Source organism: Sphingobacterium detergens (assembly GCF_003610355.1).
Lineage (GTDB): Bacteria > Bacteroidota > Bacteroidia > Sphingobacteriales > Sphingobacteriaceae > Sphingobacterium > Sphingobacterium detergens.
The window spans coordinates 355,867-367,822 of the sequence record NZ_RAPY01000003.1 but is presented as its reverse complement, the minus strand read 5'-3'; the positions used below and the strand labels follow the sequence as shown (position 1 = coordinate 367,822).

Genomic DNA, 11,956 nt, shown 5'->3' with positions numbered 1-11,956 from the left:
TTAGTTAATTGTTAATAAATGTGAAATTATTGTCAAGGAGTGTAAAATCTTTGGTATAGAGATTTTTGACAAAGTAGGATCTAAAAATTACCTTTGCACAAAATTGATGTTATGACGTTTGAAAATTATTTGCAACAATTCGAAGATATATTGAATCATCCTGAAAATCACCCCACCTACCAGGATGACGAATACTATCAATACACTAAAATGAACTGGACAAGGATGGGCCGTTGGTTAAAACGTTTTGAACCAAATGAGGCTTTTCAACAGTTTATTGGCACGATTTCGGAACCACAACAATGGATCATTATTACGGAGCCTTGGTGTGGCGATGCGGCACACGCTGTCCCAATGCTTGCTAAGATGGCGGCCCAAAACCCCAATATTACTGTCGATATCCAATTGCGTGATAGCGCTCCCTTTTTAATAGATTCGTATTTAACAAATGGCGGGAAATCAATCCCGATTCTAGTAATCCGAAATCAGGATGGTGCAGATTTAGCTGTCTGGGGGCCACGACCAAAGGGCTGTCAAGACCTATTCTTAAGCTTGAAAGAACAAGGGAAAGATTTCTCTGATATTAAAGAAGAGATTCAAAAATGGTATAACACGGATAAGGGAACGGAGATCCAAAAAGAGATTCAGGCACTTTTGCATAAATAGAAGAAAGGTAATAAAAAGGAAGAACTAGATTCACTCGATTTGGTTCTTCCTTTTTGCTACCTTTTCTATGGAGGTTTATTTTCGAAAATCCAGCTATTGCTTTATACTGCTCTTTGCCTCTAGTAGTGTTACAATTTTATTAAACCCTTTTTTTCTCGCGTGCTGAAGCGGTGTTACACCTTCGTTGTCGGCGATATTTTTATCGCTGTTGGCGTCCAGTAGTATCTGGACAATATCCACATATTTTTGAGTGCCATCTCCAAGTATAATTGCCTCTAATAGCGCGGTCCAGCCCAGTCTATTGATATGGTCAATAGGGAACCCTTTTGTATTAGCCAATAGTCTTACAGTCTCCACATGACCACGTTCGCAGGCCGGAATAAGAGCTGTCCCATTGTACCGATTGAAAATCTTGAAATCCGCACCGTGATCGAGGTAAAGTTTAACCAGTTCAGTATAGCCCAAAGCACCAGCATATAAAAAGGGGCTATCTAAGATATTGTCCTGCTGATTCACATTCGCACCATATTGAATAAGTAATTTCGCCATAGCGAGGTCTTTCTTTTCTGTAGCGATCAACAACAGCGGTTTTGAATCTTTACCTTTTTGGTTTGCATTCGCTCCTTTGTCCAATAGTGTTTTTACGGTGCTGATCTGGCCCTTGGAAACGGCTTCAATGATGTCGTCCGGGGCGATATTGTCTTGATTTGTTGTGTCCATACTTTTGCACTGTACTGAAAGTGTTGATATGATAACAAGCAACACTATCTTAATGTATAAATTTTTCATTTTGAGGAATGAGTTAATAATCTTTATTATTCATTTTAGTTTCTTTGTATTCGCTTTTTGATATACTACAAATTTAGGCACAAACTACGCTGTTGTTTTGTTAGATTTATATTGAATATTGTCAAATTTATATATAAATCTAATTGTTAGTGGTTGAAAATGAGTGAACTTAAATTAAGAAGATATGAATATTGAAGATCTAAGGGATTATTGTTTGTCCATTGGGCCAGTTACAGAAGAGACACCTTTCGGGCCAGATACGCTGGTGTTTAAGGTTGGGGGTAAGATATTTTTATTGGTCGGGTTAGATCAGGTCGATATGCTGCGATTTAATGTAAAATGCGATCCCGAGAAAGCGGTGGAACTCAGGGAAAGATATGATCAGACTGTATTTCCGGGGTATCATATGAACAAAAAGCACTGGAATACCGTCGTTGCGAATCGGGAACTGAACGATCGGGCACTGGAAGAACTTGTTTTGCACAGCTATAGTCTGATTGTTGATAGTTTGCCAACTAAGGTTAAACAGGAAATTCAGGCGGGTTAGTAGCCTTCTGGAGTGTAAAGAATTAGTTGCTTTGAAGGAAAAGGTGATAGAAATGACTTTTCTTGGGGGCTATAATAGTAGCTTTGCGGTCATTTCAATGCGTAATCGAACGCATTGGGAATATATTTATACTAATACTATTTTTTATGAAACAAAGACGAATTTACCTTTGGGTAATTTGTTTTATGCTACTTTTTAGTCTGGGGAGTTGCATAAAAGAAGAAGCATTAAATATGGAGGCTGATATAGTCGGGATTCAAGCAGAGGAAGATATTTTTCTTCTGAACCCAGTGATTACGAATAATCAGGTCACCGTTTATCTTCAACCGAGTATCCATGATTTGAAAAAGTTGAATATGAAGTTTGATTTAACTCCAGGTGCTTCTATTGAACTGTTACAAGATTCTTTGAAAATGCCGGCTGGTGAACAGGATGTTAATAAAGTCATAATAGATCAATTATTGAAGAACGGAGTATATTACAAAGTTGTTTCACAAGATAAGCAGTTTGCAAAGAATTACCTCATTAAGTTAGTTAAAACAGATGGCGGTTTTGTCCCTACAGAATATGGATTTGAAGATATTTCAATTGATAAAGATGAGAAATATACTATTTTCTTTAACAAAATAGATGGCGAGGATTTTTACAACTGGGGCTCGGGAAACCCAAGTTTTTCACTTACTTTGAGTTTCGGTGGAGGCGTAAAGGAGCCAGAATCCTATCCAACGAAAACCACAACAGATGCTCATTCTGGAACTAAGGCAGCTTTGTTGGAGACAAAACTCACGGGATCTTTTGGGGCAATGTTTAAAAAACCTATTGCAGCAGGTAATCTATTTATAGGATCATTTGATACCGGTCCCGTATTGACGGATCCTTTGTCTGCAACGCAATTTGGTCTTCCCTTTAATCAGATTCCTTTGGCTTTAGAGGGGTATTATAAGTATACTGCAGGAGCAAATGTAACGGATGAAAATTTAAAGCCTGTTAATATGAAGGATTCATGTGATATATATGCTGTATTCTACAATCGGAAAAAGTTGATGGCTTCGGAGCCTAAACCTGAAAATAGGGTGTCATATTTAACAGGGCATAATATTTTGACAGATCCGAGTATTGTTGCTATTGCCCGGCTAGAAAATGGCGGAGCCACAGCTGGTAATAACTTTGTAAAGTTTGTTTTACCATTTAAATATTCGGCGAAGGTGACGGAATCTGATGTCACTAATTTAGATTACAGCATCGCTATTGTCATGTCTTCAAGTAAATACGGTGATAATTTTATCGGAGCTGTTGGTAGTAAGTTGATCGTAGATGATCTCAAAATTGTAACCCAGAAATAATGAAAATTAGTATATATATAGTTTTATTAGCCGTAATGGCTTCTATTTCAACGCTTGTAAACGCCCAGGAAATAGATAGTAAGGATGATAGATTAGATGTTCAGGTCATGTTGGGGACCAAGATAGGGGGAGCGGCTCCATTGTCTTTGCCGAGAGAAATTCGGAAGATTAAAAGTTACAGCCCGAATGTGCCTTTTTTTGTGGGCGCAAAAGCGAATTATCACATTGATTCCAAATGGGGGCTGTCTTTGGGGCTTACCTTTGAAGGTAAGGGGATGGATACCAAAGCAACAGTAAAAGGATATAAAACAACGTTTAACGCTGTCAATGATTCAAAAGATGAGCTAAGAGGATACTATACAGGAGATATTACTACAAAAGTACATAATCTTTATCTTTCTGTGCCCATTCAGGCGACCTACCAACTCTCCAACCATTGGAATGTTCAAGCTGGTCCATATATTTCTTTTGCAGTAAAAAAAGAGTTTTATGGAGAAGCTTATAACGGATATCTACGGCATGAGCAGCCTACCGGTGACAAGATTATTGTAGATAATGCAGATTATGATTTTAAAGAAAGTGTACGGAATATTGATGTTGGACTAAGTCTGGGTACTCAATATGCGGTCAATCGTAAATTTTTTGCATTGGCTCAACTTGACTATGGTTTCAATAATATTATGAAGAATGGTTTTGAAAGTATCAGTTTCGGGCTGCATAATATCTTTATGAATGTTGGAGTTGGTTACAAACTGAAATAATTTAGAATGTTATCATAAAAAAAGCCGATCATCCGATCGGCTTTTTTTATGATAACATTCAGTAAAGATGAATTTTGTTTTACATTTTTAAACCGATCTCTCTCAATCTTTCATCCAGATATTCACCTGCGGTATAGTCTTCATAGGCCTTTGGATGAGCTGCGTCAATGCAAGAGTCCAACGAAGCTAAGCTCATAGAAGATTTTGGATGTAAAAAGAAAGGAATCGAAAAGCGGGAAGTACCCATTTTTTCACGCGGAGGATTGACTACACGGTGAGTTGTTGACTTCAGTTTGTTGTTGGTCAAACGCTGCAACATATCTCCCACGTTGATGACAATATCTTCGCCCTTCGCTTTGATCGGGAACCATTCACCATCTTTTGTTAAGACTTCTAGTCCATCGGCGCTAGCACCAATTAATAGTGTAATCAAATTGATGTCTTCATGAGCACCTGCACGTACTGCATCAGGAGCTAATGCGTCTGGATCTGCAATTGGAAAATAATGGATTGCACGCAAAATTGAGTTACCATTGATCACAAATTTCTCAAAATAACTTTCTTCAAGATCTAAGTAAGTGGCAATAGCTTTTAGCAGTTCGCGACCTGTGTCTTCTAGTTTTTTATAAACTTCAGCCGTTACGCCATTAAAGCGCGGTATTTCTTCCACTTGAGGATTGTCTGGAAAGTCAGCTTTTGAATATTCTTCACCAACGATAGTTTGACCACGTTGCCAAAATTCTTTTAGATCTGGTGTTTTAGCATCTTTCGCTTTTTCTCTTCCCTTAGCAGTATATCCACGTTGACCCGCAAGTTCAGGAAATTCATACTTTTCTTTTGTTTCAGTAGGCAAACCAAAGAATTCTGGAACGACCTGATATAATTCCTCAATTAATTCTTTTGATAAACCATGGTTTGCAATCGTTACAAAGCCTGTCTCATTAAAAGCCTTGCCAATATCCTGAATGAATTGATTTCGTTGTTCTTGGGTTCCTTGTGTGTAATGCAACAAGTCCAAGCGAGGTATGTTTACTAAAGCCATACGAAGTTGATGTTTGTTTAGGACAAATTTAACGCAATTAATTTTGAATATTACACATCGATTGTTAATAAAAGTTTTATGTTTTACTTTATTTATCTGTGTTTCAGTTGTTAAAAGTTTTCCACAATGGGGTTTTGGTCATAAAAATGCAAGAAATACACTTCTTGGAAGGTACTGGACTATAATTCATAAAAATTACATTTTCTAGCTTGTTATTCTAATTCTTAACTATTATATTTGTTATGCAAGCATAATAATAAATCGCTTGTGATTACGCTATGGACCAAAATCAGACAATCGACTATTTTTTAAAAACAGGTTGGCAAACGATTGCCAATAAATATAATCAAATTGCTTCGCAATATGGCTTTACCCAGGCTGCTGGTTATATTTTAATCAATATCCATAAAGAGGGTACTCCTGTTTCTCAGATTGCGAATTTGACGGGGGTCAAAACAACGAGTCTGTCCCGGGTGTTAAATAACTTAGAATCCTTAGGGTTCATTTACAGGGAGACCAGCGAAACGGATAAACGCTCTGTAAAGGTGTATCTGACAGATTTGGGTCGGGAGAAAAGAAGGATAGCCAAGGATGTCGTACGCAACTTTAATCAGTACCTCGCTGATAATTTTTCGGAAAATGAACGTGATCAATTGATTGCTTCTTTGGCTAAGCTCAATGAGCTGGCGACCAGTTATAAGGAAGAAGTAATCGTATAGAAGTTAAACCAAATGTACAGATGTGCATGATAAATATGTTATGATGAACAGAAATATTAGAAAAGTGGCAGTTCTCGGTTCGGGTGTTATGGGCTCGCGAATTGCTTGTCATTTTGCTAACATTGGTGTCGAGGTTTTGCTGTTGGATATTGTTCCCCGCGAACTGTTGCCAGCAGAACAAGCTAAGGGTCTAACGTTAGAGAGTAAGGCCGTTCGGGATCGGATTGTCAACAGTTCGTTAGAGACTGCCTTAAAGACAAATCCTTCACCAATTTACAGCAAATCATTTGTAAAACGTATCAAAACAGGAAATTTTGATGATAACCTCCAAGATATCGCACAAGTGGACTGGATCATTGAAGTGGTTGTGGAGCGCTTGGATATTAAAAAATCTGTTTTTGACCGAGTAGAACAGTTCCGTAAACCAGGTACATTGATTACTTCCAATACTTCTGGTATTCCTATTCATCTCATGACAGAGGGACGTAGTGAAGATTTTAAAGATCATTTTTGTGGAACACACTTCTTCAACCCGCCGCGTTATCTGCCTTTATTGGAGGTAATTCCGACGCCGCATACCAAGCGAGAGGTTGTCGATTTCGTTCTTCATTTTGGCGATAAGATGTTAGGGAAGACAGTAGTTCTATGTAAAGATACCCCAGCATTTATCGGTAACCGGATTGGCGTTTATTCGATGTTGGCAGTGACTCATCTGGTCGAACCTTTGGGTTTGACAGTGGAGGAAGTGGATAAATATACAGGCCCCGCGATGGGACATCCTAAATCAGCAACTTTCCGTACTGCGGATGTTGTAGGTCTTGATACCTTGGTGAATGTAGCCAATGGGCTGGCACAGAATGCGCCTGAAGACGAAGCCAAAGGTGTCTTCCAGCTTCCTGCCTTTATCAGTAAGATGGTTGAAAATAAGTGGTTGGGTGAAAAAACAAAAAAAGGATTTTACGAAAAGGTAAAAGCCGCTGATGGTAATTCTGAAATTCTTTCCCTAAATCTTAAAACATTAACATTTGGCTCACAACAAAAAGTTAAGTCAACAACTTTAGAGGCTACTAAGCCAGTTGAAGATATTCGTAAGCGGATGAAAGTCTATGAACAAGGGACAGACAAGGCTGCGGAACTTTTCCGTGCCATGCACTATCCATTGTTTGAATACGTTTCACGCCGTGTTCCTGAGATTACAGATGATTTCTTCCGTATTGACGATGCAATGCGTGCTGGCTTTGGCTGGGAACTCGGGCCATTTGAAGTATGGGATGCTTTAGGTGTGCGTGAGACCTTGGCTAAGATTAAGGCTGAAGAGAAACGGTTGCCGGGCCAGGATGGTGAGGTAGCATCCTGGGTGCATGAAATGTTGGATGCGGGACATGAATCTTTCTATAAGATAGAAAATGGCGTTCGCCATTATTATGATATTGCATCCAAATCCTATAAAGCTATTCCTGGAACAGAGGATTTGATTGTATTAGATCATATACGTGAAAGCAAAACAATCTGGAAAAATACTGGTGTTTCAATTATTGATCTCGGTGATGGAATTATCAATTGTGAGTTCCATACCAAAATGAACACGATCGGTGGCGATGTGATTCAGGGATTGAATAAGGCAATAGATCTTGCGGAAAAGGAATATCGTGGACTTGTGGTTTCCAATGACGGGAAAAATTTCTCTGCTGGAGCCAATATCGGAATGATTTTCATGATGGCTGTGGAGCAGGATTTTGATGAGTTAAATATGGCTGTTCGAGCCTTTCAAAATACTTCAATGCGCTTGCGTTATTCATCCATTCCGGTTGTCGTAGCACCATTTCAGATGACCTTGGGTGGTGGATGTGAATTTTCGATGCATGCCGATTTTGTGCAGGCTCACGCCGAAACCTATATGGGCTTAGTGGAACTGGGGGTAGGTGTTATCCCTGGTGGCGGCGGAACTAAGGAATTTGCATTGCGTGCTTCCGAAGAATTTAAAGATGACCAAATCGTTCAAAATACCTTAAAGGACAAATTCCTGACCATTGGCCAGGCGAAAGTTTCGACTTCTGCTTACGAGGCCTACGAACTGGGGTATCTACAAAAAGATAAGTTTGCGATCACGATGAACCGTGCGCGCCTACTTGCCGATGCAAAGGCAAAGGCATTGGAGTTGGCGGATGACGGTTACGTTCAGCCTGCACCACGAAACGATATCAAAGTGTTGGGTAATCAAGGTTTAGGGATTGTATATGTAGGTGCATCATCCATGCGTGAAGGAAATTATATCTCTGACTATGATCGCAAAATATCGGAAAAACTAGGTTGGGTGATGTGTGGTGGCAATCTGTCATCGCCAACAGAAGTCTCCGAGCAGTACTTGTTGGATCTTGAACGCAAAACCTTCCTCGAACTTTGTGCTGAGCGTAAAACACTTGAAAGGATCCAGTACATGTTGACGAAAGGAAAGCCTTTACGTAATTAGATTGTAGATGTGAGCTATTAGATTTGAGATAAGAGATTATGCATGCATTGAAAGAATTGAAAGTTTGGCAAAGAGCAATAGAATTATCCACAGCGGTATATAAAGCTGTGATAGATTTTCCAATGGATGAAAAATATGGGCTTACATCTCAAATTAAGCGTTCGGTTGTGTCTATTGCATCTAATATTGCTGAAGGAGCAGGAAGAAATTCGAAAAATGAATTTGTTCATTTTCTCGGTATTGCAAATGGATCTTCTTTCGAGTTGCAGACTCAGCTAATTATAGCTCATAACCTGGGTTTAATAAGTAAGGAGAAAGTAGAACAATTGTGTTCTCATATAGATGAGATTCAAAAGATGATTTTTGGATTTCTTAAAAATTTAAAAACTAATATGTGACATTGGAATATCTCAAATCTCATATCTCCAATCTCACATCTTAATACTCAAATAATGGAAGCATACATAGTAGCAGGATTTCGTACAGCAGTAGGTAAAGCGCCTCGAGGAGGATTTCGCTTTATGCGGGCTGATGATTTAGCATCAGATGTGATTAAACATCTTGTGTCCACTGTGCCGAATTTAAATAAAGAAGATATAGATGATGTCATTGTGGGCAATGCAATGCCTGAGGCAGAACAGGGGTTGAACATGGCACGTTTTATTTCCCTGATGGGGTTAGATACAGATAAGGTGCCTGGCGTCACTGTCAATCGGTATTGTGCCTCTGGATTGGAGACCATCGCTACCGCGGTTGCAAAGATTAAAACGGGGATGGCTGATGTCATTATCGCAGGAGGTGTTGAAGTGATGTCCGGAATGCCTTTCGGAGGTTGGAAGATTGTTCCCAATCCTGAGGTGGCCAAAGAGCATCCCGATTGGTATTGGGGTATGGGGCTGACTGCGGAGGCTGTAGCGAAAGACTACAATGTTTCCCGTGAAGATCAAGATGCCTTTGCACTTAAATCCAATCAAAAAGCAATAGCAGCTATTCAAAATGGTCATCTTAAAGATGGTATTGTGCCGATCACAGTCAAAGAGAACTATCTGAAAGACGGGAAGATCACGACACGAGAATATGTTGTAGATACCGATGAAGGGCCTCGTGCAGACACATCCTTGGAAGCTCTGGGTAAGTTGAGACCTGTCTTCGCAGCCAATGGTTCAGTGACAGCAGGAAACTCCTCCCAGACCTCGGATGGTGCGGCATTTGTATTGGTCATGTCAGAGGCAAAAGTGAAAGAGTTGGGGGTTAAACCCATTGCCAAGTTGGTCAGTTTTGCTGTTGCAGGGGTGCCGCCACGGATCATGGGAATTGGACCAATCTATGCGATACCAAAAGCTTTGGAGCGGGCTGGGCTTAAAAAAGAAGATATTGATTTATTTGAATTAAATGAAGCTTTCGCTTCTCAGTCTTTGGCTGTTATTCGTGAGTTGGGACTTGATGAGGAAAAAGTCAATGTCAATGGCGGGGCGATAGCCTTGGGGCATCCCCTAGGCTGTACAGGAGCGAAGTTGACCGTGCAGGTTTTGCATGAATTGAAACGTCGTGGCAAAAAATATGGTATGGTGACCATGTGTGTGGGAACTGGTCAAGGAGCGGCCGGTATCTTTGAACTATTGGACTAAGTTCGAACACTAAAAATAACAGTATAAACCATTTTATTTGCTAGTCTCATAGCGAGTAAAAATATTCAAAATATTGTGTAAACCTGGGTGGCCAAAAGCCAACTCAGGGCTTGCACCTCAAATCTAAAAAACAATGAGCGAAAATAAAGCAATCAAAGGCGGTGAGTTCGTTATTAGAGAGACTCCCTATACAGCTATTTTTATCCCAGAGGAGTTTGATGAAGAAGCTAAAATGATTCGTCAGACCTGTTTGGATTTCTTAGATACAGAAGTGCTAAATAAGCTTGATCGTATTGACGCACAGGAAGAGGGCTTGATGCCTAGCTTGATGGATAAAGCGGGTGAACTGGGAATGCTTGGGGTGTCGATTCCAGAAGAGTATGGTGGGTTTGGCAAGAACTTCAACACCTCGATGCTCGTAGCGGAGGCCGTGGGTGGAGGTTTTTCTTTTGCCGTCGCCTTGTCTGCACATACGGGTATTGGTACTTTGCCTATCCTTTATTATGGTAATGCGGAGCAGAAAGCGAAATATATTCCCAAGCTCGCGACAGGCGAATGGAAGGCTTCCTATTGTCTGACAGAACCAAATGCGGGATCGGATGCCAATTCTGGCCGCACTTCCGCAAAACTAAATGCTGAAGGAACCCATTATCTGATCAACGGCCAAAAAATGTGGATTACCAATGGTGGATTTGCAGATATCTTTATTGTATTTGCAAAAATCGATGATGACAAGAACTTGACAGCATTTATTGTCGAAAAAGATTTTGGTGGGATCACGATGAACCCCGAAGAACATAAATTGGGCATCAAGGGATCCTCTACACGCCAAATTTTCTTTAATGATTGCGCTGTTCCGGTTGAAAACATGCTATCCGAGCGGGAAAATGGATTTAAGATTGCCGTAAATATCTTGAATATTGGACGGATCAAGTTGGGGGCTGCGACAAATGGTTCAGCTCGTATGGTGATCAATCATGCGGTTCAATATGCCAATGAACGTGTGCAGTTTAACCTGCCGATTTCTAAGTTTGGTGCTATTCGATACAAACTGGCTGAAATGGCGACACGTTTATTTGCTGTGGAATCAGCATCCTATCGTGCGGGTCAAAATATTGATGATGCCTATGATGCATTGATTGCGGGTGGTATGGATGAAGCAAAAGCCAAATTGAAATCCGTTGAACAATTTGCGATCGAGTGCGCCATTATCAAAGTATGGTGTTCAGAGATGTTAGATTATGTGGTGGATGAAGGTGTGCAGATCTATGGTGGAATGGGTTATTCAGCCGATGCACCGATGGAGCGTGCTTATCGCGATTCACGTATCAACCGGATCTTCGAGGGTACCAATGAGGTGAATAGACTGCTTGTTGTAGATATGTTGTTAAAACGTGCAATGAAAGGTGAGCTGGATCTGATGGGGCCAGCGCAGGCAGTAGCAAGTGAACTGTTGGCTATTCCTGACTTCGGAGAAGAAGATGATGCGCCATTCGCAGCAGAGAAGAAAATTGTCGCTAACCTCAAAAAAGCAGGCTTACTCATTGCTGGAGCCGCCGTTCAAAAGCTGATGATGTCGCTTTCAAAAGAAGAAGAGATCCTGATGAATATCGCAGATATTATCGGTTACGTATACATCGCGGAATCTGTACTGTTACGTGCGGAAAAGCTTGTCCATACTGGTTCTGGAAAGGCCGAGTACGCGACAGATATGGCGAAGATCTATCTCTATGGTGCGATCGATAAAATAAACGCTGCGGGTAAAGAAGCCCTGTATTCCTTTGGTGAAGGCGATGAATTGAATATGATGCTCGTTGGATTACGTAGGTTCACCAAAGCGCAGCCATTTAATATCAAAGATGCACGTCAGCGGATTGCCAAAAAATTAATAGAAGAAAATAAATATTGTTTTTGATTGATAATGATTATTGGTTTTGGTTGTGTGGCCGGAGAGAAATCTTCGGCCATTTTTGTGTTACAATAACGAAAAG

Annotated in this window: 11 protein-coding genes; 9 read left to right on the top strand and 2 right to left on the bottom strand. The window is 40.3% G+C overall.

The window, feature by feature from the left end; genetic code table 11:
* Window positions 1-111: 111 nt before the first annotated feature.
* Window positions 112-666 carry a thioredoxin family protein gene (locus tag DFQ12_RS17180; protein WP_120260284.1) on the top strand — a complete coding sequence of 185 codons (555 nt, stop codon included), beginning with the start codon at window positions 112-114 and terminating at the stop codon, window positions 664-666.
* Window positions 667-759: 93 nt separating this feature from the next.
* Here DFQ12_RS17180 and DFQ12_RS17175 read toward each other — a convergent pair whose 3' ends face one another.
* The gene (locus tag DFQ12_RS17175) at window positions 760-1,386 is read right to left on the bottom strand and encodes an ankyrin repeat domain-containing protein (RefSeq protein ID WP_208642575.1); all 627 of its coding nucleotides are present in this window, start codon (window positions 1,384-1,386) and stop codon (window positions 760-762) included.
* 253 nt (window positions 1,387-1,639) lie between these two features.
* Between DFQ12_RS17175 and DFQ12_RS17170 the strand changes: the two genes are divergently transcribed.
* The 3 genes from DFQ12_RS17170 to DFQ12_RS17160 all read left to right on the top strand — a co-directional run bounded on the left by DFQ12_RS17170 (window position 1,640) and on the right by DFQ12_RS17160 (window position 4,106).
* On the top strand, window positions 1,640-2,002 hold the full coding sequence (locus DFQ12_RS17170; protein ID WP_120260282.1) for an MmcQ/YjbR family DNA-binding protein: 363 nt from the start codon (window positions 1,640-1,642) through the stop codon (window positions 2,000-2,002).
* 146 nt (window positions 2,003-2,148) lie between these two features.
* The gene (locus DFQ12_RS17165) at window positions 2,149-3,345 is read left to right on the top strand and encodes a PCMD domain-containing protein (RefSeq protein WP_244211773.1); all 1,197 of its coding nucleotides are present in this window, start codon (window positions 2,149-2,151) and stop codon (window positions 3,343-3,345) included.
* Complete coding sequence (locus DFQ12_RS17160) at window positions 3,345-4,106, top strand: porin family protein (RefSeq protein ID WP_120260280.1); 762 nt, start codon at window positions 3,345-3,347, stop codon at window positions 4,104-4,106. Before DFQ12_RS17165 ends, DFQ12_RS17160 begins: the two co-directional genes overlap by 1 nt.
* A 79-nt stretch (window positions 4,107-4,185) precedes the next feature.
* Here the strand turns inward: DFQ12_RS17160 and DFQ12_RS17155 are convergent, their stop codons facing one another.
* A complete protein-coding gene (locus DFQ12_RS17155) occupies window positions 4,186-5,148 on the bottom strand; it encodes an isopenicillin N synthase family dioxygenase (RefSeq protein WP_120260279.1) in 963 nt (320 codons plus the stop codon).
* Between the two features lie 278 nt (window positions 5,149-5,426).
* On the opposite strand from DFQ12_RS17155, the gene DFQ12_RS17150 reads away from it, so the two are divergent.
* From DFQ12_RS17150 to DFQ12_RS17130, 5 genes are all read left to right on the top strand, one after another.
* A complete protein-coding gene (locus DFQ12_RS17150; RefSeq protein WP_120260278.1) occupies window positions 5,427-5,867 on the top strand; it encodes a MarR family winged helix-turn-helix transcriptional regulator in 441 nt (146 codons plus the stop codon).
* A 40-nt stretch (window positions 5,868-5,907) separates the two neighbouring features.
* A complete protein-coding gene (locus DFQ12_RS17145) occupies window positions 5,908-8,337 on the top strand; it encodes a 3-hydroxyacyl-CoA dehydrogenase/enoyl-CoA hydratase family protein (protein WP_120260277.1) in 2,430 nt (809 codons plus the stop codon).
* Between the two features lie 38 nt (window positions 8,338-8,375).
* Complete coding sequence (locus DFQ12_RS17140; RefSeq protein WP_120260276.1) at window positions 8,376-8,735, top strand: four helix bundle protein; 360 nt, start codon at window positions 8,376-8,378, stop codon at window positions 8,733-8,735.
* Between the two features lie 54 nt (window positions 8,736-8,789).
* Window positions 8,790-9,965, top strand: a complete 1,176-nt coding sequence (locus DFQ12_RS17135) for an acetyl-CoA C-acyltransferase (RefSeq protein ID WP_120260275.1) — start codon at window positions 8,790-8,792, stop codon at window positions 9,963-9,965.
* A gap of 133 nt (window positions 9,966-10,098) precedes the next feature.
* Complete coding sequence (locus DFQ12_RS17130) at window positions 10,099-11,880, top strand: acyl-CoA dehydrogenase family protein (RefSeq protein ID WP_120260274.1); 1,782 nt, start codon at window positions 10,099-10,101, stop codon at window positions 11,878-11,880.
* The last annotated feature ends 76 nt before the right edge of the window (window positions 11,881-11,956 follow it).